Here is a 24602-nt window from a genome sequence, read left to right as displayed (position 1 = left end):
ACCCACGGTGATCAACGGTTACGGGAGCGCGCGGTGGCGCGGGACGTGCCTCAGTACGTCACCGTGATGCGCCGGGCCGGGCCGTCGACGCGGATCGTGCCTCCATAAGGAATGACGAGTTGCGGATCGGTGTGCCCGAAGTCCACATCGAAGACCACCGGAAGATCAGGGGCGTACGCCTCCAGCGCCCGCACCACCGCTTCGCGCTGCCCGGCCGCGTAACGCGCGCTCTCCTCCGGGCTGTTGGGGCGCGCGAAGGACCACGTCTTGGGGCGCCCCATCAGGAGCGCGGCGAACCGCTGGAGCAGCCCGCGCTCGCCCATGTTCCGCAGGGTGCGGAAGACCTCGTCGCTGCCCGGCAAATCCTCCGAGGTCTCCAGCAGCAGCACTCCGCCGTCGTACTCCGTGAGGTCGTGCGAGATCTCCCGGTCGGCCATCAGCAGCCAGCCGAGGATCTCCAAGCAGCCGCCCCAACTGCGGCCCTCGACCACCTGGTCGGCGTTCCGCCAGGTCCATCCGGTGCCCGGCCGGGTCTCCGGTTCCGCCTCGAAGGTCGCCGGATCGGCCCAGTCGCGGTCGATGTCCCGCCAGTGCTCGGCGGGCCGCAGTTCATACTCGCCCGAGGTGAACAGCGCTGCCCGCAGGGAGTCGGCGGTCTGCGGGTGCATGGCGCCGGGACGGCCCAGCTCGACCATCACGGACGCGCCGTGGTAGCCGGCGATCCCCGTGTTGTGCAGATACGCGAGCAGGTTCGTGTTGTCGCTCATCCCGAAGAACGGCTTCGGGTTCGCCCGGATCAACTCCCGGTCCAGCAGCGGCAGTACGGTGATCTGGTCGTCGCCGCCGATCGAGGCGATGACTGCCTTGATGTCAGGGTCGGAGAAGGCCGCGTGGATGTCGTCGGCGCGCTCCTGGGGCGTCGAGCCCATCTTCCGGGTCGCCGGATACTCGACCGGTTCAAGGCCGAACTCCTTGCGCAGCCGCTCCAGGCCCAGTTCGTACGGGCGCGGGAAGAGCCCGGCGAGACCGGCGGACGGCGAGATCACGGCGATACGGTCACCCGGCGCCGGCTTGGGCGGGTACGAGATCGTCATCCAGGGAGGGTAGGGCCGGTCGCGCTGCCGGTGCACCGTGATAAACCGGGTCCGAGCAGCGGTCCTCGACGGATCGCCCACCCGTAACGGACCGGAGGAACCGTGCCCCGCACCCTGGCCAACGCCCCGATCATGATCCTCAACGGCCCCAACCTGAACCTGCTCGGCCAGCGCCAGCCGGAGATCTACGGCTCCGACACGCTCGCCGACATCGAGGCGATGTGCGCCAAGGCGGCGGCAGCGCACGGCGGCACGGTGGACTTCCGGCAGTCCAACCACGAGGGTGAGTTGGTCGACTGGATCCACGAGGCGCGGCTGAACCACTGCGGCATCGTGATCAACCCCGGCGCCTACTCGCACACGTCGGTAGCGATTCTGGACGCACTCAACACCTGTGACGGCATGCCGGTGTTGGAGGTCCACATCTCCAACATCCACCAGCGCGAGTCGTTCCGGCACCACTCGTATGTCTCGCTGCGCGCCAACGGGGTCATCGCGGGCTGCGGGGTTCAGGGGTATGTGTTCGGCGTGGAGCGGGTCGCCGCGCTCGTCGGCGCGGCGCAGACCGAGGCGTAAGTCCCGTCAGCCAGGCGCCTGCCACTTACCTCCGCCCCCCTTCCACGATCGCGGCACCCCGAGTGAGGCATACGCCGGGGCCGCCGGCCGAGGGCGGGTATCGAAGGACCGGCGGCCCGTGCCACGCAGGAGCCGTCATCCTGCGCGGGGCTGTCTCCAGTTGACTGCGCAACCACGTACGCCGGGAGCGTGCGCAGGGCTCCGGCGCGTGTGAAAGGTTCACACGGGGTGCGCGCGCCCTCCACGCCTGTCCTCACCACCTCACCACCCGCGCGCGTGCCACTCCGGCAGATGCGGTCGCTCCGCGCCCAGGGTCGTGTCGTTGCCGTGCCCCGGGTAGACCCAGGTCTCGTCCGGGAGGGCGTCGAAGATCTTCGTCTCGACATCGTGGATCAGGCTGGCGAACGCCTTCGGGTCCTTGCGCGTGTTGCCCACGCCGCCCGGGAACACCAAAGCTCACCGGGTAACACAGCAAATGTGACCGCCAACCTTGCCCCCGCCCGCACCGTGGCGTTTCTGTACGCCCGTATCAGCGAGGACCCCCGCGACCTGAAGTGCGGTGTCGACCGACAGATGGACGACCCCCGAGCCTTCGCTGCCGGCAACGTCTGGGAGATCGGCGCCGAGTACGTCGAAAACGACATCAGCGCCCACTCAGGGACCGAGCGCCCGAAGTACGACGCGCTTATGGAGGCCGCCATCGCCGCGGCCCAGCAACCCTGCCCTTGCCGATAGCGTGATCCGCGCTGTTCGGAGTCAGTGCGCGACGGTTCGCGGGATGTCGGCCGCTTCGCCGGCGTCGACCACGCTGGTACGCCTGGCGATCACCCAGGCATGATGACCGGCCATGCTGCTGCGACTGGCATACCTGGGCATGGCGAGCGTCTTCGCGATGTTGCGGCTGCTGCCGATGAGCGATCGGGACATGAACGTGGAGGTCCTGGCTCCGCGCCATCAGATCGCGGTCGCGGATCATGAACCGGGCCCGGCAGCCGGCATCCTCGAGGTCCATGACGAGGTTCCTGGCGGCCTGCGCCGCCCAGGAGGCGGTCGGGTGCGCCGTCGTGCCCAGGACGCAGATGCGCCGGCCGGCGTGCCTGATCACCGCGAGCACGTACAGCCATGCCCCGGTCAGGGTGACCGTCTCGAAGAAGTCACACGCCAGCGGCGTCGGCCTGGGAGCGCAGAAAGTCCGTCCAGGTGGTGGAATCCCGCTCGGGTGCCGGGGCGATCCCCGCCTCCTTCAGGATCTCCCACACGGTGGAGGCGGCGGCCACCTGCACGCCCACAACGAGCAGCTCGCCGTGGATGCGCCGGTAGCCCCACCCGGGATTCTCCCGCGCCGGACGCAGCACGAGAACGCGGATCGAGCGCACGGTACGCGGCCGACCCGCACGCCCCGGCCGGGAACGGGCCGCGTGGCGGCGCGAGACCAGGTCACGGTGCCAGCGCAGCACGGTGTCCGGGCGCACCAGCAGCCGTGCCCGGCGCAGCACACCGCGCGGGAGCCGGTGCAGCAGCGCGGCCAGGAACGCCCGGTCACTCGGGGCGAACCGCACCCGATCCCGGCCGAGTTGGCGTTCCAGCACCGTGATCTGATGACGCAGCGCGAGGATCTCGATGTCCTTGCCATGGTCGCTCATCGGCAGCAGGCGCAGCATCGCGAACGCGTTCGTCACACGCAGACAGGCAAGTCGAAGCAGCACGACAGATCATCCTGCCCGACCGCTCACCAGGTGCCCAGAGCACCCGCCCAAGCGCCCGCGCTCGACACCGCCCGTACACCAGCCCCACCAGGACGGATGAGTTTGTCGGCAGGCGCACCGTTGCGGGGCCAACTCGCACGGCGGGTTCGGCGGGCGGGGACGGGAAGACCGACGCCCGCAAGGACGCACGGCGTCCCGCCCCCGACCCAACAAGGCCATTCGCGCGCGTGTCACTCGACGAGATGCCTGATGCGGGCGACTGAGCGTTTCTGCAAATGCATCACTGATGCATTATTGCATTACGGTGCATGATTAGAGGTGGGGCGCACATGACCGCTCCGCCGTCTCACCGTCTGGAGGCCGCACCATGCCGTTCACCTTCGCCGTAGACCCCGCAGAACTCATCGAGGAGCGCGCGCCCCAGTGGCGGTTCGGGGGTACCGAGGACGCTGTTCTGGAGGAGATGTCCCGTCGCATCAGCGACCTGTGGGCCGAGGGCCCCGGGGGCTGGGTGCACGAGTGGTCCCTCCTCGCCGAGCAGGCCGAGAAGGACGGTGATCTGCTGAAGGCCAGCCACCTGTACGGGATCGCCAAGTTCCCGGTCCTGGGCGGCAACGCGGCGCACACCCGGGCATACGAGAACCACCTGCGCACCTTCCTGGAGGCCTCGTCGCACTTCGAGGTGCCCTTCGAGCGCCACGTGATCGACGTGGACTTCCGCGGAGAAACCGTGCAGGTCCCCACCCACCTCTACGTCCCCGAGAACCTGCCCGCGGACGCCCCGATCGTGCTGGTCTTCAGCGGCGTGGACACCTGGAAGGTCGAGGTGCACGCCACCGCGCTCGCGACGGCTCGCCTGGTCGGCGCGCGGGTGGCCACCGTCGACATGGCCGGCACCGGGGAATCGCCGGTAGCCAGCGGACCCGACGGAGAGCTGTACGTCGGCAACGTCCTGGACTGGCTGCGCCGCCGCTTTCCCGAGGCGCGCAAGGTGGGGACCGTCGGCTTCAGCTTCGGCGGGCACTGGACGATCAAGCTGGCGCTGCGCCGGATGGTCGACGCCGCGGTGAGCATCGGCGGGCTCATCGACACCGCCTTCTCTCCCGGGGCCGCCGCCCGGCTCCGATTCGGCATGCCCGGCATCTTCGGCAACTCCCTGCGGCTGGACGCCGAGCCGAGCCTCACCGAACTCCAGGCCGCCATGGCCGCCTTCTCACTGCGTACGCAGGGGCTCCTGGACGACTGGGGCAGCGACCCCGTACCGCTGCTCTACGTCAACGGAGACCAGGACCAGCACGTCCCGGCCGACGACTCCAGGCCGCTCGAGTCCCGCCCGAACACCGTCGTCCGCCTCGTCCCGAACGCCACCCACTGCGCCATGCAGAAGGCCCAGGAGATCGTCCCCTGGAGCCTGCAGTGGCTCCGCGACCAGCTCCGGTAAAGGTTTCGGGGCGGTCAACTGAAAGTGACGCCCACTCACTTGAGCTGAGGTGAACCCCATGACCGTCATCCTCGCCGCCAGGGCACGCGATGACCGGGCCGCCGCCGACAAGACCTGGAACGTACGGCACGGCATGGTGGAGCGCCACGGCACGGGATACCGGCTCGGTGAACGCCTGCACCATCTGGGCCAGGCGGTGTACGGGCCGCAGGCCGAGCGGGCGATGGGCCGACAGCTGCGGCGGTTCACCGACCGCACGATCACCGACCTCGACGAGTTGTCCGCCGAGTTGGATCGGATTCGGCCTACGGGCGTGGCGTTCGACGACGAGGAGCACCAGCCGGGTCTGGCCGTGTCGCCGTGCCCGTGCTGGACCGTGGCGGGCGGGAGCACCTCGCCGGCCCCCACACCGGCCTGGAGACCCACATCACCGACATCACTGCCTTGGTCGAGGCCGAGGAAGTGCACGATGTGGTACTCGTCGCCCACAGCTACGCGGGCGCGCCGGTCACCGGGGCGGCCGACCGGCTGGGCGACCGGGTCGCCCACGTGGTCTATGTGGACAGCTGCCCGCCGCCCGGCGGCGCGGCGTTCGTCGAACTGTTTCCGCCCCAGGAGCGGGAGCGGACCGCCGCACTCGTCGGCGACGGCCGGCATCTGCCGCCCCTGCCGTTCGATCCGGCCGCGGATCCCGTAAACCTCGCCGGGCTGGACGAGGCGCAGCTCGCGCGCCTGCGCCGCCTTGCCACGCCGCATCCGTACGCGACCATGACGCAGCCGCTGCGGCTGTCCGGCAAGCCGCTGCCGCCGTGCACCCTCATCGCCTGCTCGATTCCTCCGGAGCAGGTGCAGGCCATGATCGAGGAGGGGAACCCCTTCTTCGCCGGGCTGGCCGACGCGGCCGTCATCGCGCTGCCGACCGGCCACTACCCCATGCTCAGCGAGCCGGCCCGCCTCGCTGCACTACTCGCCTCGGCAGTCGCCTGACGCCTCCAGCAAGATGCCGCGGACGTCGACGCCGTACTGCGGGGACGCCGCCTCCGGGACACCTACCTCATCGGCGCCCACGACGTTGAGGTACAGGTCCTCGACGGCGGCCCGCGACGCCTGTTCTCACAGGTGCTGCGTGCGCCGCCATCGCCACCGTCAACTCCACACGCCCACTACGTCGCGTTTGTTCCCATCACATCCGTAGGAGAAAGCATGCGTATCGTCGCCATCGAAGAGCATTTCGCGTCCCCGAACCTCCTCGCCGCCACAGGCATGGACGTCTCGTGGATGCCACCTGCGCAGTACGACAAGCTCGTGGACACGGACGTCCGGCTGGAGCAGATGGACGCCGCCGGTATCGACGTCCAGGTGCTCTCCTTCGTGGCGCCGGCGGTCCAGGAAGCGCCACCGGAGGTCGCCCGCACACTCAACGACACCCTGTACGAAACCGTCGCCGCCCACCCGGACAGGTTTGCCGCCTTCGCCTCCCTGCCCGTCAGCACTCCGGATGCGGCCGCAGCCGAACTGGAGCGCACCGTCAGCCAGTTGGGCTTTGTCGGAGCGATGATCAACGGCAATACCGGGGGACGGTTCCTCGACCACCCGGACTTCCATCCGATCCTTGAGGCCGCGGCGCGACTCGACGTCCCTCTCTACCTGCACCCCGGCATGCCCCCTCAACAGGTGGCCGACGTGTACTACTCGGGCCTGCGCCCGGAGTTGGGGCTGGTACTCAAGACCGGATTATGGCTGGCACTGCGAGACGTCTCTCCACGCGCTGCGTCTGATCGTGGCCGGCGTCTTCGATCGCTGGCCAGGACTCAAGATCATCATCGGCCACCTCGGCGAGGGCATCCCCTTCCACCTGGGGCGGATCGACGACATGTTCGCGCGGCACGCGGACCGCCTCGCCAAACCGGTCAGCGTGTACTTCCGGCACAACTTCTGGGTCACGACCAGCGGCTACTTCTTCGACGGCCCGTTCCAGCTGGCCCGGGAGGCGTTCGGTGACGACCGGATCATCCTCTTTGTCGACTACCCCTTCTCCGACAACAAGCGCGCCACCGACTGGTTCCAGCAGCTCGACCTGCCAAACGAGATCCGGGAGCAGATCGCCTACGGCACCGCGGAGGCACTCCTGGGCATCACGACTGGAGAGGCACGGCCCCTGTGACGCGCGACCTGCGCGCGATCCGCACGCACGGCGAACGGCTACCTTGATGCAACGGTGCATCAAGAGTGCGCCAAGGGATTGTTGGTGCACGAATACGATGGGGGCGACATCCTTGGTCGCACCCGCAGGACCACACTTGACGTAAGGAAGGCACGTGACCCGATCGCCCGCACCTGCTCCGCACTCCCCGGCGCCGACCGCTTCGGAACCGGTCGGCCGCAGAGAGCGGCAGCGCCGGCAGATACGCGCCCGGATTCTGGACGCGGCCCTGGAGCTGTTCACCGAGCAGGGCTACACCGGGACCTCTGTCGACCAGATCGCCGAGCGTGCAGACCTGGCGCGCCGAACCGTTTTCAATCATTTCCCGCGCAAGCGGGACATGTTGGAAGCCTGGGTGGCCGACCGACGCGAGCTGGTGACCGCCCGACTCGCCGAGGACGATGTCCGGCAGAGGTCCGCACGGCACCGGCTCGAACTGCAGTTGGAGGCCTTGGCGGAGGCGAACGAGCAGGACGCGCGGATGGCCCGGGTGATCACGCTAGGCTGGCTGAGCGAACTGGGCACCTTCGAGAGCCCCTTTCCTGTCATCGACACCTTCCGCGATGCTGTCCAACAGGGGCAGGAGACCGGCGAGTTCCGGCGCTCGATCCCGGCGCAGACCGTCGCGGAGGCCTTGTCCGCCTGCTACACCGACACCGTTCACCGCTGGCTGCAGGCCCGCCAGGAAGACAACGCGCCCTTCCCGCTGTTGCCGGCCCTGCGCGCCAAGCTGGACCTCCTCCTCGACGGGCTGGCGGCACACTGAGCGGGGGCCGTGCCGCCCGCGCAGTCGCGGGACCGTCCCATAGATCGCCCAAGCCACCCGACCCGCCCAGGCCTTACGGACCTCGTCAGCCCGATACTGGTCCCCGCCCTGGGAAGTCACGGCTCTTGCCCACTCGACCTGCGTGAAGGGATGGCGCTCGCCCCGTACTCCCGGGGCACCTGACGCCCCCTGACCATGTGTACCGAAGCCTCGCTCCGCCCCGCCTCACCGGCCTCCTCGACTACGCCCGTCTCCCGGGCCGGTGCCACGTTCCCGGGCAACGTTCCTGGACTCCCGACACCTGCTGTTCCCCGGTTCTGAAGCCCGGTCGTGGATCCCCTTTCAGCAGGCTGTCGTCTCCTCCTGCCCACCGCTCGCCCATTGTTCCGTCTTGGAGGACACCGTGCCCGTGACCACCCCCATCGACCTGAGCTCCCGCAGCGCCTCCGCCGGCGGCTCCCGACGTCTGACCGGCTACCTCACCCGCCCCGACGGACCGGGCCCGTGGCCGGGTGTCGTCGTTGTACACGAGATGCTCGGAGTGGAGGCCAATATGCGCCGCCACGCCGAACGTCTCGCCCACGCCGGATACTTGACCATGATGGCCAACCTGTACACCGACGGAGGAATACGGCGCTGCCTGGTCTCGACCATGCGGGCCGCGACCTCCGGCCAGGGACCTGCCTACCAGGACATAGCGGCAGCCCGGGCGGCCCTGGCCGATGATCCGGACTGCACCGGCAGGATCGGGATCATCGGCTTCTGCATGGGTGGAGCCTTCGCCCTGATGACAGCAGGCAGCGGAGACTATGATGCGGTCTCCGCCAACTACGGCAGGCTGCCCGAGGATCCCGACAAGGTCCTGGCCGGAGCATGCCCCGTCGTCGGAAGCTACGGCCGTCGCGACCCCGTGGTCGGAAAGGGCGCCGCGACCAAGCTGGAGACCGCCCTCGACCGGCTCGGCGTCATCCACGACGTCAAGGAGTACCCCGAGCCGGCGGGCCACGCCTTCCTCAACGATGCACAGTTCGGGCCGCGCGTGCTGCAACCACTGTTCCGCGTCACCGGGTTCGGCCCGGACCCCGAAGCCTCCGCCGACGCATGGCGACGCATCGAAGCCTTCTTCGCCACACACCTGACTCCGCATCCGGCACCGTAGACCCTTACGGGCCAAGTCCCGTGTCACCGCTCGGGAACGGATTTCACCACCTTGCCCGTCGCCGCCCCTGAGGTGCTGCGGGCGAACTGGACTGCGCCACCACGCAGTTGGACCGTGTCGGGGAGCGATGATCAGTCGCACGGCGGACGGTTCCTCGACCATCCGGAGAACCGCCTGATACAGGTGGGAAAATTCACGGGGCACCGTCACCGGTCGGCCGTGCCCCCCAGGCGGCCGAGAACCGGCGGCCCGCTGGAACACGCGCGTGGCGTTGCTGCTGATGATCGCGGCCGTCGAGGCGGCGTTGAGACCTGCCCTCTCGACACGGTCAACAGCACTCCCATATCGAGAGGGCAGCCGCTGCCGAGCAGGATCCGGTCGGCTCCGACCGCGTCGACCAGTGCCCGCAGCCCCGCCGAGGAGTAGACCAGCGAGTCGAACCAGATCCGCCGTAGGTAGGAACTGGGCGCGTGTTCGCAGTTGCGCGCCTCTGGGTGCACATGCCACGCGTGGTCCGACCGGCCGGGTAGATAGGCAGATAGCCGCCCCTGTGCACCGAGCAGATGTCGAGGGCCGGGTGGCGGTCCAGCAGTCCGGAGAACACGATGCGCGAAAGAGCGACGGCGGTCTCCACCGGAATGCCGACGGTATTGGTCAGGTAGTGGGCGGTGAGACGCTCGCTCAGCGTGCACCCCCATGGGTGGGTGATCACCAGCGCGCCGAACTCTTCGGCGGCAGCCCAGAAGCTGGCCGGCGCCTGGTGGTCCAGTTCCCGCTCTCTCGCCCTTGTACCGATCTGCACGCCGCGGAGAGCGAGGTCGGCGACGCAGCGCTCCAGCTGACGAACGGCCAACTGCGGGTGCTGAAGGCCACCGTCCTGACACCGACCAGGTGATCCCGACACGCGGCCGACCCCGCTGCCATCCCTCGTTGGTGATCCGCACAGCCAGTTGGAGCCGCACTCGCCACGGAGTCGGAGTCGACGGCGTTTCCAGTGCTCGTGGCGAAGTGCCAACTGCCGTATCACGGCTCGGCCGTCACCCTGATCCCACATAATCCCGGTGCCAACTATCCTCGGTGTGTGACCACTAACGTCTGTGGTCACACACCGGTATGCCCCCCCGTCATAGGGACAGTCTGTGGAGCCGGAGACGACGAAGCCCCCCCGCATCCGATGCAAGACGCCGCGCAAGGCGCTGCGCGACGGCTGACGCCGCCTGGTCGGCGAGGTCGGCTCGAGCCGCGGCTGTCTGGGAGTTTTCCTGCCGTGCCCCCTCGCGGCCCGACGCCGGTCAGTCGGGGGTTTGGCCCGAGAGTCCCGCCAGGAAGTCCAGCAGACGTCGGTTGACCTGATCAGGGGCCTCCTCCTGCATCCAGTGCGACACCCCGGGCAGGATGTCGGCGCCGCGCAGGTCGGTGACGTGGCCGTCCATCAGCGACGGTGGCATGAACCGCAGCACTTGGTCCTTCTCGCCGCCGATGAACAGGGCGGGCTGGTCGACGGTGCGCCCGTCGTAGCGGGCCAGCAGCTCCCAGTTGCGGTCGAAGTTGCGGTACCAGTTCAGCGGCCCGGTCCAGCCGTTCCGCTTCAGCGCGGCAGTCACCATCTGGTGGTCCTCGGGGGAGCGGAAGGTGAGGGCATTGGTGGCCGGCTCGTTGCGCCATCCGTCGCGGTCCAGGATCCAGCGGCCGTTGAGTGCGCGTTCGACGTCGGCGTTGAAGAGTGCGTCGGCGACTCCGGGTTCCTGGAGCCAGAGCATGTAGAAGTCCTCGCCCATCGTCTCGCGCCAGTGCTGGGTGGGCGGTACGGGAGTGCGTGGGGCGTAGGGGACCGACAGCCCGGCGACGGCCCGGACCCGGTCCGGGTGGATGAGTGCCGTGTACCAGGCGACCAGCGCACCCCAGTCGTGCCCGACCACGACCGCCTGCTCCAGGTCGAGCGCGTCCAGCAGTCGCACCACGTCGCCTGACAGGTGTTCGATGTCGTACGCCTGGACATCGCTCGGGATGGAGGTGTCGCCGTAGCCACGCTGGTCCGGGGCGATGGCCCGGTATCCGGCCTCGGTTATGGCGGCCATCTGGTGCCGCCAGGTGAGCCACAGCGCCGGATGGCCGTGCAGGAAGAGCACGGCAGGGCCGGTGCCGAGTTCGGTGACATGCATCTCGATCTCGCCGAGGTTGACGCGGCGGTGGGATATTCCGGTGAGTTCAAGGGCGTTGGTCATCGCGTCTCCGGTGAGGGGTGTCTCATCGATTCGGTTGCAGCCGCACGGACGGCTTTTTGAAGCGCTGCGGGCTGGCGGGTTCCGGGTCGGGGCTGAATCGCTGCGGCTGTCGAGGATGAGGTTGAGTTTCGCCCGAAGTGCCGGGCCGCGCGGTGGCGAGCATCCGGCGCCGGAGCCGTGTTGGCGATCCCGCGCAGCCATCATATGCATTGTTAGTGCATTAATGCCCTAACAATGCACCGAATCGTAGCGGCGATCATGTGCTCGGGAAAGACGACTTCCCGGGTGAGGATGAACCAGTGGAAGTACGCCTGCGCGAGCTTCGCGTCCGCGGCTGCATGGACATCGGTGGTCGGCACGATGTCGATGACCGCGGCTCGTGTCACCTGCTCGGGGTGGTCAAGGCGCGCGGTGGGCCACCCGGGCACCGCGATCGTGCCCGACGACGGCGAACCGTTCGAATCTGAGTGATCTCATCACCGCGACCCGGTCCTCGGCCATGCTCCGCTTGGAGTGGCGCAGGTGCTCGGCGTCGCCCGGGAGCCTGATGCCGCCGCATCAGCGGAGATCTGGCCTGACGACGGTGTGCCGCTCGGCCAGGACGGGCCGCACCGGGCGCGCTGTGCGGGCCGGATGACGTGCGATCCGTGGTCACCGTCTCACCTTGAACCCATTGGTGTACCGGTGAAGTACTCGCGGATCATCGTGGCGTTCGACTCCAGCAGATGGTCACGGATCGCGGTCTCCGCGCGGCTCGCGTCTCCCGCGGCGATGGCGTCGGAGACCGCTTCGTGAGCCGCCCGTTCGACGTCGGAACGGATGTGGTCCTCGATCCCGGGCACGAGATGGTGAAGGCGGCAGACCTCGTTGGTGAGCCGCTCGACGATGCCGACAGCCCGTCCGTTCCGGGAGGCCCGCACACAGGCCAGGTGGAATCCGGTGGCCGCCTCGACGCGAACGCTGAGATCGGCGTCCGCGGCGAACTGCCGGGCCATGTGGTCGCGCAGCTCGACCACCAAGTCGGCGTTGACGTTGCGCGCGGCAGCGGCGAACAGCGGCGGTTCGAGCAGCAGACGCAGGTCCATGACCTCGCGGATGTCCTGGTAGCTCAGGCTGGTGACCATGTACCCCTTGCGGGGCAGGACTGTGACCAGCCCTTCGACCGCCAGCAGCTGGAGCGCTTCGCGGACAGGTGTCTTGGACACGCCGTACTGCTGCGCGAGCCCCGTCTCGATGACGACCCCGCCGGGAGGAAGCTCCGCTCGTAGGATCTGGCGTCGCAGTTCGTCCCGGATCCGCTCGGTCTGGGACCGGCGATCCTGAGATATGCCAGCGGAGCGATGTCTGTTGCCTGGATCTTCACTCATGTGACCTCCCCTTATCTCACGTAGCGAGCAGGCATCCATGCTAGTGGGTGCGAACTCTGCTGCCTGCGGAAGCTCTTCCTTCCATGCTATGGACATGAGTGAGATCTTTGAAATATATTACTGGCATCAAAGGGGGGTTTCATGGCTGTCGGCTTCACCGGCGCGCTGGCTGGCCGTCGGCCTGACCTCCGCCGTCTACCAGGATGCCGACCTTGCCGACCACGCCGCGGCCGACGAACTGGTCGCGCTGTGCGCGCGTGGGTTCAGGTGGCTGGACCTGCTGGTCAACAACGCGGGCTCGGCGTTCCGGTGCCCCATCGTGACCTGCGGGCGGTCACGCCCGAGTTCTTCGAGCGCATGCTGCGGATCAATCTGCCGGCGCCGTGGCATCTGATCAGAGCGGCCGAGTCCTCGCTGGCCGAGGCGGAGAGATTGGTGGTCAATGTGACTTCTGTCGCGGGAACGACAGTTTCCGGCAGCGGCATCCCGTATGCGGTGAGCAAGGCCGCACTCGAACGCCTGACCAGGTGTCTGGCTGTGGCGCTCGGCCCGGCCGTCCGGGTCAACGCGGTCGCTCCGGGCTACATCGAGACGGACCGCACCCGTGACTGGACGGAGTTTCGCGACCACGTCCTCGAGCACCCCCCGGCAGCACGGCTCGGCACTCCGGCCGATGTCGCCGATGTGGCCCTCGGCCTCGTCGGATCGCGTTACACCACAGGTGCCGTCCTTCCCGTCGACGGACTGGGGCTGGCATGACCACGCGCACCGTTTGTGTCCCTGACGCCGAACGCCGCGCCGGTCTCCTCGACCTCGGGGCGGACCGGTACGCTGATCTGATCGTGTGGGACGGCACCACGCCGGCACCCGAGGGAATCGAGAGAACGTCGTTCCTCCTGGCGCCGTACCGCATCGAGCCCTTCAGCGTCGACCGGTTGGCGCTGATGCCCGGCCTTGAGGCGATCCAGCTCATGTCCGCCGGATTCGAGACCTGGGAAACGGTCTGTCCGCCCGGCGTGGCGCTCTGCGCGGGCCGGACCCTGCACGGATCGTCGACGGCCGAGGTCGCCGTAGCCGGAATTCTCATGCTGCTGCACCGGCACCCCGAACTGCTCCGGCAGCAGTGGGAAGGGACGTGGCGTGCGCAGCCGAGGGCCGGCCTCCAGGGATGGCGAGCGGTCGTCGTCGGCCCCGGGGACATCGGGCGTACGGTGGCGTCCGTCCTGGAGGTCTTCGGCGCTCGAGTGACGCTGGTGGGCCGCACGGCCCGGGACGGTGTGCTGGGCCAGGCCGGCCTGCGCGCCCTGCTGCCCCGGCAGGACGTCGTCGTGCTGACGACGCCATTGACCGAGGAGACCAGAGGGCTGGTCGACGCCGGGTTCCTCGCCCGCCTGCCGGAGGGCGCCATCGTCGTCAACGTCTCGCGTGGTCCCGTCGTGGACACGGACGCGCTTGCTGACGCGCTCGAGCGGGGGCAGGTCCGCGCGGTCCTCGACGTGACCGATCCGGAGCCGCTCCCGGCCGATCACCGTCTGTGGCGCATGCCCGGCCTCATCCTCACCCCCCATGTGGGCGGCGCGGCGGCCGGCTGGGAGCGGAGGGCGGACGCGCTGGTCGTCGAGCAGCTCGAACGCTGGTCGGCCGGCCGGGATCTGCTGCATCGCGTCAGATAGGCCCGTATCACGCACAGGCCGGCGGCAGGCGTGACCGGCACCGATGCCGGCCTGCACGAGGGAGCCGTGCTGCGGGCCTCAGGCAGCCCCATGGGCTGTCCGGGCTTCAAGGGGGCGGAGACTGTTGAGATATCTGCGTCATATCACCGGGGTGCTCATCCTGAAAGGCGGGCCATGTCGCAACGCGGAGTGAGCCGCGACGGGGGAGCGGCCTTCAGGGACCCGGGTCAGGACGGAATGCTCCACCGGGCGTTTCTGCGCGGGACGGGTCTCGGCGCTGAGGACGTCCGGCGGTCACCGGTGATCGGGATCGCCACGTCCGCGAGTGACCTGAACCCCTGCAATCTGGGCACCACGGCGCTCGTCGAGCGGATCAAGGAGGGTGTTCGGTCCGCGGGTGGTCTGCCCCTGGCCTTCCCGACCATCTCCGTCTCCGAGCCCTTCACCCGCCCCACCAGCCTCTACCTGCGCAATCTGCTCTCGATGGATGTCGAGGAGATGATCGCGGGCTCTCCCGTCGACGGGGTGGTGCTCGTCGGGGGATGCGACAAGACGGTTCCGGCACAGATCATGGGAGCGCTGAGCGCGGGAAAGCCGGCCGCCGTGCTGACCGCGGGACCTCGGATGCCGACGTCCTTCGGCCGGCATGAGAACTTCACCATCGACGACATCTGGCCGGTGTGCGAGGCCCGCCGTACCGGTGAGGTCGGTGACGAGGAGTGGGCGCAGCTCGAACGCTGCGCGATCGGCGGCGTGGGCACCTGCAACGTCATGGGGACCGCGATCACCATGGCGGCGGTCGCGGAAGTGCTCGGGTTCTCACTCCCGGGCTCGTCGCTGCCGCCGGCGACGAGCGACGTCCGTGAGGAACTGGCCTTCCGTACGGGAGAGGCGATCGTGGCCGCGACGCGAGCCGGCCGGACCCCGGGTGAGCTGGTGTCGATGAAGTCACTGGAGAACGCGTTCCGCGCGGTCAACGCCCTGGGCGGTTCGACGAACGCCGTCATCCACCTGGAGGCGATAGCGGGCCGAGCGGGCCACGTCCTCGGCATGCGCAGATTCTCTCAGTGGTCGGCGACGACGCCCCACGTCGCCGACGTGCGGCCGAGCGGCCGGTACTCACTGGCCGCGCTGGAGACAGCCGGCGGAATACCCGCGGTGCTGAACCGCATCCGGGACCAGGTGCACCTGGACACGGTCACGATCACCGGCCGGACCTGGAAGGAGCACCTCGACGGCCGCGACTTCCCGTCCCACCCCGCGATCGCGGGCAGCGTCCCGCTGGCGCCCCGTGGCGGCCTCGTCGTCCTGCACGGCAACCTCGCCCCGCGTGGCGCTGTCCTGAAGGTCGCCGGCGCCCACGACGAGCGGCTGCAGCGGCATCGCGGGCGCGCGGTCGTCTTCGAGGGACTCGCCGATCTCAACGCGCGCATCGACGACCCCGATCTCCCGGTCGACGCCGACAGCGTGCTGGTGCTGCGCGGGATGGGAGTGATCGGGGCGCCCGGGATGCCCGAGGTCGGCCACATTCCGGTACCGGCCAAGCTGCGCAAGGCCGGTGTGCGCGACATGCTGCGCATCTCCGACGCACGGATGAGCGGCACCTCGACCGGCACGGTCGTCCTCCACGTCACGCCGGAGGCCGCGGTCGGCGGCCCGCTCGGACTGGTGCGCGAGGGAGACGAGATCGAGCTGGACGTGGCGGCGGGCACCATCGGGGTGGTGCTCAGCCCGGAGGAACTCGCCCGCCGCCGCAGTGCCGTGCCCCCGCCCCAGCCTCCGCGCGGCTACGCGTGGTTGCACCACCAGCACGCTCTCCAGGCCGACCAGGGGTGCGATTTCGACTTCCTGCGCCCCGACTTCCGGACACGGACGGATGCGGCCGGATGAGGAGGCGCTGATGCGCCCCGCAGCCGGTTCCGTGTCGAACGGACCAACGTTTTGCGATGACTTGCAGAAGGAGCGAAGCGACATGCAGATACAACGGGATGTCATGGTGGAGACCCGCGACGGGTCACCGATCGCCGTGAACGTCTTCCGTCCCGACGGTGACACACCGGTGCCGGTGATCGCCTCGATGAGCCCGTACGGGAAGGACGTGCACTGGCCGGAGCGCTACCCGCTCTACGAGGTCGCCGACCAAGGTGATCACGCCGTGTGGGAGACACCCAGCCCCGAGTGGTGGACAGCGCGCGGATACGCGGTGGTCCGCGCCGACACCAGGGGTAGCGGGAAGTCGCCCGGGCGGCTCGACCTCGACAGCCCCAAGGAGATCGAGGACTTCTACGATGTGATCGAGTGGTGCGGGACCCAGCCGTGGTCGACGGGGAAGGTCGCGTCGAGCGGCATCTCGTGGTACGCGGTGATGGGCTGGCGTGTCGCAGCGCTGCAGCCGCCGCACCTCGCCGCGGTGGTGGCGTGGGAGGGGCTCACCGACTGGTACCGCGAATCCGGCAGGCAGGGCGGTATCTACACCAACGGAGGCATGGAGGGCTGGTGGCAGACGCAGATCGAGCCCCAGCGGAGCTCCGAGGACTTCTCCGACCTGCCCGCGGAGGTGAGGTCGCGTGAGCTCCTCGACGACTGGTACCGCGAACGAACCGTCGATCTGTCACAGGTGACCGTGCCGCTGCTGTCGGCCGGCAACTGGGGTTCCGTCCACCTGCACCTGCGCGGCAACATCGAGGGCTGGCTCGGCGCGGCATCGGAGCACAAGTGGCTGGTCGTCCACGTCGGCTCCCACATCGACCCCTACTACTCGGACTGGGGCAAAGAGCTGCAGTTGCGCTTCCTGGACCGCTTCCTGAAGGACGACGAGACGGCGATGGACGGTGTCCCGCCCGTGCGGCTCGGGATCCGCCGCGGACACGAGACCGAGTGGCGTGACGAGCAGGAGTGGCCCCTGGCCCGGACCCAGTGGCGCCGGCTCTACCTCCACAAGGAGACGCTGGACTGGGAGGCGCCAGCGGAGGGGTCGCTGCCGTATCCGGCCACCTTCGACTTCGTGGCGACCGAGCGCCTGGAGGTGACCGGTCCGGTCGCGCTCCGGCTCTGGGTCTCGCACATGGCGGACGACCTCGACGCCTTCGTCCGGCTGGAACAGTACGACGTGAACGGCGAACGCATCCCCGCGCTCGGCCCGCAGGGCAAGTCGACACCGGTGCCGATGGCGATCGGCTGGCTGCGCGCGTCCCACCGCAAGCTCGATCCCGAGCGCAGCCTTCCCTACCGTCCCTGGCACACCCACGACGAGCTCCAGCCCCTCGAGCCGGGGGTGCCGACGCTGCTGGAGGTCGAGGTCTGGCCGACGTCGCTCACGCTCGAGCCGGGGCAGCGGCTTCAGCTGCAGCTCCTCACGAACGACGACGACCTCCACCCGAGGCTCGCCCACAACGACCCGGCCGACCGGAAGAGCGCGGACGGTGCGACCGTCCACTCCGGCGGCGAGCACGCCTCGCACCTGCTCGTGCCGGTGATCCCGAGCTGACGAGTCACCTGCCGCGAGGGGCCGTTCCGCCGCACATCCCGCACCTCTGGGCCAACGTAGTGAGGAGTCGCACTCCACACCGCGGTCGGCAGCGACTGACCGTGCAGACGTCGTCGTCTGCCGGTGCTGTGCCGTCCGCGGTCGGCCGCACGTCCGAGCGGCTCGTCATGTCCAGGGAGAGTAGGCGATTCGGCGGGGTCACCTCCGCCGCGCTCATCGGCCCTGCCGGGGCTGCGATCACCTCCGGTTCGTGAGCGTGTCGCGGTCCAGCGCGGCCGGCGTCTGCTGGAGTCTCGACGCGGTCCTCATGGCCTGTGGGCGGCGCGGGAACCCTCTTCGGGCCCGTCCTGAGCATGCTGATCATCTATCACGGACCAACCTGGCAACTGGAGGCGTAGCAGATCCTGTCACTGGCTATCGAGGGGCTGCTCCTCATCCTTGGCACATCCGGGCACAGGCGCCCCAGACCTGATGGACATGCCGGTCGCATGTCAACAGTAGGAGGTTCGAGTGGTCGTCCGTACGTCGGCCGATGTCTCCAGACACGTCCCCAGGCTCCGTGAGATCCGGCCACTGCTGAGGTTGCAGATGCCCCGCGTCAGCCGCCGGAGCCGGCTGGAGCGAGCCGCGACCATCGAGGATCTCCGGACACTGGCCAGGAAGAGGATTCCGCGCGCGGTGTTCGACTACGTCGACGGCGCCGCCGAGTCAGAGGTGAGCGCCGCCCGTGCGCTCGAGTCCTTCGCCAGGGTGGAGTTCCTCCCTCGGGTGCTGCGTGGCCTGGAGACCCCCGATCTGTCGACCAGCCTGCTCGGCTCGGCCTCCTCCCTGCCGGTGATCCTGGCCCCCACCGGGTTCACCCGCATGATGCACCACGAGGGCGAGCTCGCTGCGGCTGCCGCCGCTGCCGAAGCGGGCATCCCCTACGTGCTCTCGACTCTGGGCACCATGCCCCCGGAGCGCATCGCCGTGCCGGCGTCCGGCCGGTGGTTCCAGGTGTACCTCTGGAAGGACCGTGCGACGACGCGCGCATTGGTCGACCGCGCGGCCGAGAGCGGATTCCGGGCGCTCGTCCTCACCGTCGACACCCCGGTCGCCGGAGCCAGGCTCCGCGATGCCCGCAACGGCTTCAGCATCCCGCCCGCGCTCACGGCCCGTACCTTGCTCGACCTGGCGCGCCACCCGGCATGGTGGTGGAACGTCCTGACGACCGAGCCCCTCACGTTCGCCTCGCTGACCAGCACGGAAGGTGAGCCGGCGGCCATGGTGAACCGGATCTTCAACCCCGGTGCCAGGCTTGAGGACCTTCAGTGGCTGCGCCGGATCTGGGACGGCCCGCTGGTCGTCAAGGGAGTGCTGAGCGCTCAGGAGGCGAGCCGCGTGGTGTCGGCCGGAGCCGACGCGGTGATCGTGTCGAACCACGGCGGCCGGCAGTTGGACCGTGCCGCCACGCCGTTGGAGGCCCTCGGCGAAGTCGTTCAGGCCGTCGGGTCCCAGGCGGAGGTGTACATGGACGGCGGTGTCCGATCCGGCGCCGATGTCGCCGCGGCGGTCGGCCTCGGGGCCCGCGCCTGCCTGATCGGCAGGTCCTACCTCTTCGGGCTGATGGCAGGCGGCAGGCCCGGAGTGCGGCGCGCGCTCGACATCTTCAGGACCGAACTTTCCAGAACCATGTCACTCGCCGGTGCGGGACGCCTGGACGAGCTCGCGGAGGGCATCGTCAGGCTGCGCCGGTGACCGTACACAGAGAGGATCCCGTTGACCATGCAATTCGTTACGTACAGAAGCCGTGAGGGCGAACGAGTCGGCGTAGTCAAGGACGGTGTCGTCCACGGACTCGACGAGGGAGTACGGCTGATCGACCTGCTGGGTGATGACGGCACGCGCCTTTACGCGACTGGTGAATCCGCCCTGCGGGACCCGCGCGAGATCCTGCAACTGGACGCCGTCTCACTCGCACCACCGATTCCGCAACCCCCCGCTGTGCGGGACTTCGTCACCTTCGAACAGCACGTGTCGGGTACGGCCGCCATCGCCGTCGAGAACGCGACCGTTCCCGCGCTGTGGTACGAGATCCCCACCTTCTACTTCTCGAACCCGCACTCAGTCATCGGGGCGAAGGACGACGTTCCGCTGCCACCCGGATGCGAACGCTTCGACTTCGAACTCGAAGTGGCCGCCGTCATCGGCCGTGAGGGCCGGAATCTGTCACCAGAGGCTGCCGCAGACCACATCGTGGGCTACCTGGTGATGAACGACTGGTCCGCTCGTGACCTGCAGTGGCGCGAGATGCAGCTCCATCTGGGACCGGCGAAGGGGAAGGACACCGCGACGACCCTGGGACCCGCACTCGTGACGGCAGACGAACTGGAGAGCCGGCGCAGCGGCACCTCCTTCGACTTGACGATGTCCGCCGCGGTGAACGGAAACGTCGTCGGCACCGACGTCTTGTCTCACATGTACTGGTCCTTCGAGGAACTGGTGGCGTACGCCAGCCGCGGAACCAGGGTCCTCCCCGGGGACATCATCGGCTCGGGCACCTGCGGCAGCGGCTGCCTGGCGGAACTGTGGGGGCGCAACGGGATCGACAGCATTCCGCCCCTTCAGGCCGGAGACGAGGTCACACTCTCCGTCGAGCTCCTGGGCGAGCTGAGCAACCGCGTGACCAACGGCGATCCATTCCAACCCCTGCGAGCCCAGCGGCACGTTTCGGACGAGGACCCGCAGACGTGACGAGGCACCACCCATCAAGAGGAGCGAGAGTCATGCCCACACCCCCCACCCGGGTCATCACCGGACACGACGGAGGGACGGCCATCGTGACGTCGATGGGCCCGCCGGCCAACGTCTTCGAGATACAGACTGTTCCTGGCGTCGTGTTCTACGAGCTCTGGAACACCACGTCGACTCCGGTGGTCATCGACAACGGCCCGGATCCGACCGACACCCCGCTGCAGATCAAACCGTCCCAGAACGGCACGGTCATCCGCATGATCGACTACCCGCCCGACTCGGAGACGTTCCTCGCGAGGTCGGCCGAAGAGATGCGTGAGACTTTCCGGGAGATGGGGGAAACGGACGTCACCCCGAAGGCTTCTGAAGCACGCCACCCCGGGATGCACCGGACGGAGACGGTCGACTACGCCGTCGTGATCTCAGGGGAGATCACGTTGACCCTCGACGACAGCGAGACAGACCTCAAGACGGGAGACGTGGTCATCCAGCGCGGAACGAACCACGCGTGGGCGAACCGCAGCGGTGCACCCGCCCGCATGCTCTTCGTCCTGATGGACGGTCAGTACGATCCGGCTCTGGCCGCCCACTTCTCCCCGTGACCCGAGTGCGGCCAGGTCAGCGAAGTACGGACACGGCGCCCCGCCCGCAGATCGCCGACGCCGAACCCAAGATGCTTGGCCCGGCCGCGCACGTCGCCGACGTGGACAAGGCGAGGCATCGATGTGGAGGCGTCTCAGCAGTGCGGTGTACGTCGGCTGTGAGTGGGCCGACCCGCGCACCGACCTGGCCCTCGACCAGCGTCTCGACGACGCCAACGCCCAGACGCGGCAGGCCCACTCCGGCCGAGTGCTCGGCAGCATCACCCTGCCGCTGCAGGCGTCCGACCTCGCCCTGCGTGAGCTCCTGCGGGCCACCGACGAGCTTGGGCTGCGCGTGGTCGACATGCCCGCCAACGTCCGGGGCACCTATGTCGGCCACCCGTCGCTGTGGCTGGTGTGGGAGGCCATCACCGAGCGCGGCCTGGTTGTCTTCCTACATCCGCACGGCGTCACGGACCCTGGATACCTCGACTGCGCGCTGTGGAACTCCGTCGGACAGACAGTCGAGGAGGCACGCGCCCTGGCGTCGATCATCTTCGAGGGCCTACTCGACCACTTGCCGACGCTGAAGATCGTCATCTCCCACGGCGGCGGCTACCTGCCTTGCTATTGCGGTCGCCTCGACCGCAACGTCCACACCATTCCCAACAGCGCCCGCAGTACCTGCGCGGCCCGCAAGTCGCCGTCAGGCCGCTGACTGACCGCGCCGTAGCCGTACCTCGTGCGCCCGCACGTGTGGACGACATGGGATGAGCAGTGAAACGCAAAGGAGTATGCGATGACCAAGGACAACCGTACGCACAAGGGATGGAAGGGTCTGCCGGGCCGTCCTCAGCCGTATGTGCTCCGATCCGGCGAAGGAGAGCACTCGGTCCTCGTGGACCAGGTGGCCACGGTGCTGGTCAGCGGCGATGAGACCGGCGGCCAGTTCGGGCTCCAGCTCATCGAAGGTCCTCGCGGTGATGTGATCCCGGCCCATCTGCACCCGGGGGTCCACCACACCATCTGGGTCCTGGACGGCGCCGTTCGGGTGTGGGCAGATGACCTGCGAGGTCTCAAGATGGCGAAGACGCTGGAGCGGAACGACTTTCTCTTCATTCCGGCCGGAACCATGCACACCTTCCAGATCCGGTCCAGTACGGCGCGGATGGCCGGAATCAACACCGGCGGGTTCGAACGCTACGTGCATGCCTTGGGTATGCCGACCGATTCGCCTGAGCTTCCCAAGGAGCCGATCGCTCCTGTCATGGAGGACTACCGGGTGGGGGGTGAGGAGTTCGGCATCGAATTCCATCCGGAATGGGACCACACGACCGCCGAGCGCTGAACTCGGTCGCCTTTCGACAGGCCCTGCAGGCCAAGCCGCCGGCGTGCTGCCCACGAGAGGGCCGGTCCGCGCGGGGTGGTGGATCCCGTCGGTCCCGCCACCTACCTTGGGTCACAGTGAGCCTTTTCCACCCTCACTCTGAGCTGGTCAGATGAAGGGTGAGGACGGCCTGGACGAGACTGGTGATCCGGGTGGTCGAGCACCGAAGTTTGCGGAGGAGTCGCCAGGACTTGAGGGTGGCGACGGCCTGCTCGGCGAGGGCCCGGATCTTTGCGTGGGACTGATTCATCGCCTTTTGGCCTGTGGAGAGGGTGTCCCAACGTCCCCGGCACGGGATACGGACTGTGCCGCCGGCACCTCGGTATCCCTTGTCGGCCCAGCACGGGATGCCGATCTGTGCGAGGGCGTCAACGATACCGTGCTCGCGGGCCGCGCGGATGTCGTGGACAGCGCCGGGCAGGGCCGGTGACGCCCACAGCAGTCGGCCGCAGGGGTCGGCGATGACCTGCACGTTCCGTGCCTCTTGTGTTTGCCGGAGTAGAACGGCCGGTCCGCGGCGATGCGGTCGATCGGCAGGAGCGTGCCGTCCAGGATCAGGTACGCCTTCACCGATGCGGTCCGCACCGCGTCGGCGAGGCTGGGGGCGAGAGTGGCCAGGAGCTCGACCGCTTCGGTGACATAGCGGTAGGCCGTCGTGGTGCCGATGCCGAACCCGGCCGCGAGCTGGGCATAGGTGTGTCCCACTCGCAGATGGGCGAGGGTGAGCAGGGCCTGGCGGCCGGCGCTCAGGCGCCGCCACCGGGAGCCGATCGTGCGGCGGTGGCGCAGCAACTGCTGCGTAAGGAAGCGGAGGGCGGAGCTGGACACGTAGACGCCCGAGGGGTAGACAAGCACGTGAAGCCTCTGGTGGAGACGGTTCTCTTGGTCGAAAACCCATCTACCAGGGGCTTCGCCATGCTGTCAGCCCAACTGCCATACTCCTGAAGTAGGTTGGAAAAGGCTCAGTGAGCTTCCCCGCATCCAGTTCCACCGGATCGGCGTACAGCCCCCGGTCGTCTCGACCGGCCTGCCTGCGAGGAACTGCTGGGCATGCTCGGCGTAGAACCGGGCCGTCCAGGCACACTTTTCAACCTCGGCCGGCGCCTCGCTGATCGGCTTGCTCATGTAGAAGTACGGTCACCGCCCTCAGCTTGAACCGCTGGTTGGTGCCGCCGGTGCAGTTCCACTGCTGGACAGCGGCGCCATCGGCCTAGCGTCAGGTGTGGATGCTCAGAGCAACAGGCATGAGATCCGTCGGTTGCCGACGGGTCTGCAGGTACATGCCGAACCAGTTGTGGAATTCCACGATCAGGTGATCTATGTGTCCTCGGACCATCGACTCGGGCGTGCCGTCTCGCCAATAGATGGCAAGGCGCGCGTCGAATCCAGGCGAGGTGTCACGGAACTGGTGCAACAGGTAGAGTGTCGCCTCGCCGTCGGTCGACTCGCCACGGCCCATGATGCGATGCGGCATTTCGGGGTCGAGGGGGATCGGAATGCCGCTCCAGTCCTGCAGCGGTGTCAGATGCCCCAGCGCCGGCGTCTCGGAATGTCCTGGCGTTTCCAGTATCCCGATCCTGCCATCCGGAAGCGGCATCGCCCCGAGGTGCTCAGGGTGGGCCCGCTGCATCCCTGGGGCGTTCCCGCCGGTGTATCCCGCCAGGAACCATTCGATGAACTCGGCGCTGCTGCCTTCCGACACGTGGGCGAATGCCACGGACTCCCTGAAGCCGTCGCCGGAGCGGTCGCGCCAGACCTGCTCCCGCTCCTCGTTCTCCCGGATCTCCTCTGCAAAGAGGTCGGCCATCTTCTCTGGCCCCAGCTTTCGGGCTAGAAGAGCCATCATTTGCCTGGCCCGGCGTACCTCCATCTTGAGGATGTCGTCGGCAGGCACCTCGGTGCCCGATTTGGAGAATGTGACTTCTTTCATTGCTAGCCATCCTTTCGATTGACAGTGCCGATTTGACTGGACGGTTGTGAGGGCATCCGCGATGAGGGGACCGCTGTGGCGAGAGCGGCGCGCTCCGTGAAGGAGTGGTGGCAGCAGGACGGCACCCGGATCGCCGCCCACCTTCCACGTGCCGTGCTCCCGATCGGTGAGATCGTCTCCTTGTTGGTAAGTCGCACTTCGGCCGACGTGCGTCCCCGTAGGCGTGGTTTCCGGTGGATGACGCGGACACCAGTTGGGCCGCACGACAAGGGTT

At 68.4% G+C, this 24602-nt stretch carries 23 protein-coding genes and 5 pseudogenes; 18 read left to right on the top strand and 10 right to left on the bottom strand.

What is annotated here, in order from left to right:
* Window positions 1–50: 50 nt before the first annotated feature.
* Window positions 51–1094, bottom strand: coding sequence for a S66 peptidase family protein (locus QQY66_RS11525; RefSeq protein WP_301979075.1), 1044 nt, complete (start codon window positions 1092–1094; stop codon window positions 51–53).
* A 102-nt stretch (window positions 1095–1196) separates the two neighbouring features.
* Between QQY66_RS11525 and aroQ the strand changes: the two genes are divergently transcribed.
* Window positions 1197–1670, top strand: coding sequence for a type II 3-dehydroquinate dehydratase (aroQ, locus tag QQY66_RS11520; protein ID WP_301979074.1), 474 nt, complete (start codon window positions 1197–1199; stop codon window positions 1668–1670).
* Between the two features lie 261 nt (window positions 1671–1931).
* On the opposite strand, the pseudogene QQY66_RS11515 reads toward aroQ, so the two are convergent.
* Window positions 1932–2117, bottom strand: a pseudogene (locus tag QQY66_RS11515) (MBL fold metallo-hydrolase); the annotation flags it as partial.
* A 30-nt stretch (window positions 2118–2147) separates the two neighbouring features.
* Between QQY66_RS11515 and QQY66_RS11510 the strand changes: the two are divergent.
* Window positions 2148–2405, top strand: a complete 258-nt coding sequence (locus tag QQY66_RS11510) for a recombinase family protein (RefSeq protein WP_301979073.1) — start codon at window positions 2148–2150, stop codon at window positions 2403–2405.
* Window positions 2406–2426: 21 nt separating this feature from the next.
* Here the strand turns inward: QQY66_RS11510 and QQY66_RS11505 are convergent, their stop codons facing one another.
* Both QQY66_RS11505 and QQY66_RS11500 read right to left on the bottom strand, forming a co-directional pair.
* Window positions 2427–2597, bottom strand: a complete 171-nt coding sequence (locus tag QQY66_RS11505) for a hypothetical protein (RefSeq protein ID WP_301987764.1) — start codon at window positions 2595–2597, stop codon at window positions 2427–2429.
* A gap of 31 nt (window positions 2598–2628) precedes the next feature.
* Window positions 2629–3376 (bottom strand): annotated as a pseudogene (locus QQY66_RS11500) (integrase); the annotation flags it as partial.
* Window positions 3377–3743: 367 nt separating this feature from the next.
* Between QQY66_RS11500 and QQY66_RS11495 the strand changes: the two are divergent.
* From QQY66_RS11495 to QQY66_RS11470, 7 genes and pseudogenes are all read left to right on the top strand, one after another.
* Window positions 3744–4817 (top strand): alpha/beta fold hydrolase, encoded by a 1074-nt coding sequence (locus QQY66_RS11495; protein WP_301979072.1) that lies wholly within the window; start codon window positions 3744–3746, stop codon window positions 4815–4817.
* Between the two features lie 58 nt (window positions 4818–4875).
* Window positions 4876–5124, top strand: a pseudogene (locus tag QQY66_RS50345) (hypothetical protein); the annotation flags it as partial.
* A 53-nt stretch (window positions 5125–5177) separates the two neighbouring features.
* Window positions 5178–5804, top strand: a complete 627-nt coding sequence (locus tag QQY66_RS11490) for an alpha/beta fold hydrolase (RefSeq protein ID WP_301979071.1) — start codon at window positions 5178–5180, stop codon at window positions 5802–5804.
* A 216-nt stretch (window positions 5805–6020) separates the two neighbouring features.
* Window positions 6021–6434 (top strand): annotated as a pseudogene (locus QQY66_RS50340) (amidohydrolase family protein); the annotation flags it as partial.
* Window positions 6430–6981 carry an amidohydrolase family protein gene (locus QQY66_RS11480; protein WP_301979070.1) on the top strand — a complete coding sequence of 184 codons (552 nt, stop codon included), beginning with the start codon at window positions 6430–6432 and terminating at the stop codon, window positions 6979–6981. The pseudogene QQY66_RS50340 and the gene QQY66_RS11480, both read left to right, overlap by 5 nt.
* A gap of 154 nt (window positions 6982–7135) precedes the next feature.
* Window positions 7136–7786 carry a TetR/AcrR family transcriptional regulator gene (locus tag QQY66_RS11475; RefSeq protein WP_301979069.1) on the top strand — a complete coding sequence of 217 codons (651 nt, stop codon included), beginning with the start codon at window positions 7136–7138 and terminating at the stop codon, window positions 7784–7786.
* 409 nt (window positions 7787–8195) lie between these two features.
* On the top strand, window positions 8196–8945 hold the full coding sequence (locus QQY66_RS11470; protein ID WP_301979068.1) for a dienelactone hydrolase family protein: 750 nt from the start codon (window positions 8196–8198) through the stop codon (window positions 8943–8945).
* A 328-nt stretch (window positions 8946–9273) separates the two neighbouring features.
* Here the strand turns inward: QQY66_RS11470 and QQY66_RS50335 are convergent, their stop codons facing one another.
* From QQY66_RS50335 to QQY66_RS11455, 3 genes are all read right to left on the bottom strand, one after another.
* Window positions 9274–9999, bottom strand: coding sequence for an amidohydrolase family protein (locus QQY66_RS50335; protein WP_367666969.1), 726 nt, complete (start codon window positions 9997–9999; stop codon window positions 9274–9276).
* 238 nt (window positions 10000–10237) lie between these two features.
* The gene (locus QQY66_RS11460; RefSeq protein ID WP_301979066.1) at window positions 10238–11170 is read right to left on the bottom strand and encodes an alpha/beta fold hydrolase; all 933 of its coding nucleotides are present in this window, start codon (window positions 11168–11170) and stop codon (window positions 10238–10240) included.
* 659 nt (window positions 11171–11829) lie between these two features.
* The gene (locus tag QQY66_RS11455) at window positions 11830–12537 is read right to left on the bottom strand and encodes a GntR family transcriptional regulator (RefSeq protein WP_301979065.1); all 708 of its coding nucleotides are present in this window, start codon (window positions 12535–12537) and stop codon (window positions 11830–11832) included.
* 309 nt (window positions 12538–12846) lie between these two features.
* On the opposite strand from QQY66_RS11455, the gene QQY66_RS11450 reads away from it, so the two are divergent.
* The 9 genes from QQY66_RS11450 to QQY66_RS11410 all read left to right on the top strand — a co-directional run bounded on the left by QQY66_RS11450 (window position 12847) and on the right by QQY66_RS11410 (window position 22359).
* Window positions 12847–13296 carry an SDR family NAD(P)-dependent oxidoreductase gene (locus tag QQY66_RS11450; RefSeq protein ID WP_301979064.1) on the top strand — a complete coding sequence of 150 codons (450 nt, stop codon included), beginning with the start codon at window positions 12847–12849 and terminating at the stop codon, window positions 13294–13296.
* Window positions 13293–14210, top strand: coding sequence for an NAD(P)-dependent oxidoreductase (locus QQY66_RS11445; protein ID WP_301979063.1), 918 nt, complete (start codon window positions 13293–13295; stop codon window positions 14208–14210). Before QQY66_RS11450 ends, QQY66_RS11445 begins: the two co-directional genes overlap by 4 nt.
* Window positions 14211–14384: 174 nt before the next feature.
* Window positions 14385–16100 (top strand): dihydroxy-acid dehydratase, encoded by a 1716-nt coding sequence (locus tag QQY66_RS11440; protein ID WP_301979062.1) that lies wholly within the window; start codon window positions 14385–14387, stop codon window positions 16098–16100.
* Between the two features lie 82 nt (window positions 16101–16182).
* The gene (locus QQY66_RS11435; protein ID WP_301979061.1) at window positions 16183–17697 is read left to right on the top strand and encodes a CocE/NonD family hydrolase; all 1515 of its coding nucleotides are present in this window, start codon (window positions 16183–16185) and stop codon (window positions 17695–17697) included.
* 510 nt (window positions 17698–18207) lie between these two features.
* On the top strand, window positions 18208–19434 hold the full coding sequence (locus QQY66_RS11430; protein ID WP_301979060.1) for an alpha-hydroxy acid oxidase: 1227 nt from the start codon (window positions 18208–18210) through the stop codon (window positions 19432–19434).
* A 27-nt stretch (window positions 19435–19461) separates the two neighbouring features.
* A complete protein-coding gene (locus QQY66_RS11425; protein ID WP_301979059.1) occupies window positions 19462–20430 on the top strand; it encodes a fumarylacetoacetate hydrolase family protein in 969 nt (322 codons plus the stop codon).
* Window positions 20431–20462: 32 nt separating this feature from the next.
* A complete protein-coding gene (locus tag QQY66_RS11420) occupies window positions 20463–21032 on the top strand; it encodes a cupin domain-containing protein (protein ID WP_301979058.1) in 570 nt (189 codons plus the stop codon).
* Between the two features lie 121 nt (window positions 21033–21153).
* Window positions 21154–21729 (top strand): amidohydrolase family protein, encoded by a 576-nt coding sequence (locus tag QQY66_RS11415; protein WP_301979057.1) that lies wholly within the window; start codon window positions 21154–21156, stop codon window positions 21727–21729.
* A 180-nt stretch (window positions 21730–21909) separates the two neighbouring features.
* The gene (locus QQY66_RS11410; protein WP_301979056.1) at window positions 21910–22359 is read left to right on the top strand and encodes a quercetin 2,3-dioxygenase; all 450 of its coding nucleotides are present in this window, start codon (window positions 21910–21912) and stop codon (window positions 22357–22359) included.
* 133 nt (window positions 22360–22492) lie between these two features.
* Here the strand turns inward: QQY66_RS11410 and QQY66_RS11405 are convergent, their stop codons facing one another.
* The 3 genes and pseudogenes from QQY66_RS11405 to QQY66_RS11395 all read right to left on the bottom strand — a co-directional run bounded on the left by QQY66_RS11405 (window position 22493) and on the right by QQY66_RS11395 (window position 24328).
* Window positions 22493–22972, bottom strand: a complete 480-nt coding sequence (locus QQY66_RS11405) for a transposase family protein (protein ID WP_301987273.1) — start codon at window positions 22970–22972, stop codon at window positions 22493–22495.
* 86 nt (window positions 22973–23058) lie between these two features.
* Window positions 23059–23103 (bottom strand): annotated as a pseudogene (locus QQY66_RS11400) (hypothetical protein); the annotation flags it as partial.
* Between the two features lie 511 nt (window positions 23104–23614).
* The gene (locus tag QQY66_RS11395; protein ID WP_301979055.1) at window positions 23615–24328 is read right to left on the bottom strand and encodes a hypothetical protein; all 714 of its coding nucleotides are present in this window, start codon (window positions 24326–24328) and stop codon (window positions 23615–23617) included.
* Window positions 24329–24602: the final 274 nt, after the last annotated feature.

The sequence above is a fragment of the Streptomyces sp. DG2A-72 genome (assembly GCF_030499575.1).
GTDB lineage: Bacteria > Actinomycetota > Actinomycetes > Streptomycetales > Streptomycetaceae > Streptomyces.
This window is presented reverse-complemented; position numbering and strand designations above follow the sequence as displayed.

What these genes read in the sequence shown, in the direction of transcription:
- QQY66_RS11415 (WP_301979057.1), top strand. Translation starts at nt 21,154, where the DNA reads ATGTGGAGGCGTCTCAGCAGTGCGGTGTACGTCGGCTGTGAGTGGGCC.
- QQY66_RS11445 (WP_301979063.1), top strand. Translation starts at nt 13,293, where the DNA reads ATGACCACGCGCACCGTTTGTGTCCCTGACGCCGAACGCCGCGCCGGT.
- QQY66_RS11395 (WP_301979055.1), bottom strand. Translation starts at nt 24,328, where the DNA reads ATGAAAGAAGTCACATTCTCCAAATCGGGCACCGAGGTGCCTGCCGAC.
- QQY66_RS11525 (WP_301979075.1), bottom strand. Translation starts at nt 1,094, where the DNA reads ATGACGATCTCGTACCCGCCCAAGCCGGCGCCGGGTGACCGTATCGCC.
- QQY66_RS11425 (WP_301979059.1), top strand. Translation starts at nt 19,462, where the DNA reads ATGCAATTCGTTACGTACAGAAGCCGTGAGGGCGAACGAGTCGGCGTA.
- QQY66_RS11440 (WP_301979062.1), top strand. Translation starts at nt 14,385, where the DNA reads ATGTCGCAACGCGGAGTGAGCCGCGACGGGGGAGCGGCCTTCAGGGAC.
- QQY66_RS11460 (WP_301979066.1), bottom strand. Translation starts at nt 11,170, where the DNA reads ATGACCAACGCCCTTGAACTCACCGGAATATCCCACCGCCGCGTCAAC.
- QQY66_RS11455 (WP_301979065.1), bottom strand. Translation starts at nt 12,537, where the DNA reads ATGAGTGAAGATCCAGGCAACAGACATCGCTCCGCTGGCATATCTCAG.
- QQY66_RS11435 (WP_301979061.1), top strand. Translation starts at nt 16,183, where the DNA reads ATGCAGATACAACGGGATGTCATGGTGGAGACCCGCGACGGGTCACCG.
- QQY66_RS11495 (WP_301979072.1), top strand. Translation starts at nt 3,744, where the DNA reads ATGCCGTTCACCTTCGCCGTAGACCCCGCAGAACTCATCGAGGAGCGC.
- QQY66_RS11420 (WP_301979058.1), top strand. Translation starts at nt 20,463, where the DNA reads ATGCCCACACCCCCCACCCGGGTCATCACCGGACACGACGGAGGGACG.
- QQY66_RS50335 (WP_367666969.1), bottom strand. Translation starts at nt 9,999, where the DNA reads ATGTGGGATCAGGGTGACGGCCGAGCCGTGATACGGCAGTTGGCACTT.
- QQY66_RS11505 (WP_301987764.1), bottom strand. Translation starts at nt 2,597, where the DNA reads ATGTCCCGATCGCTCATCGGCAGCAGCCGCAACATCGCGAAGACGCTC.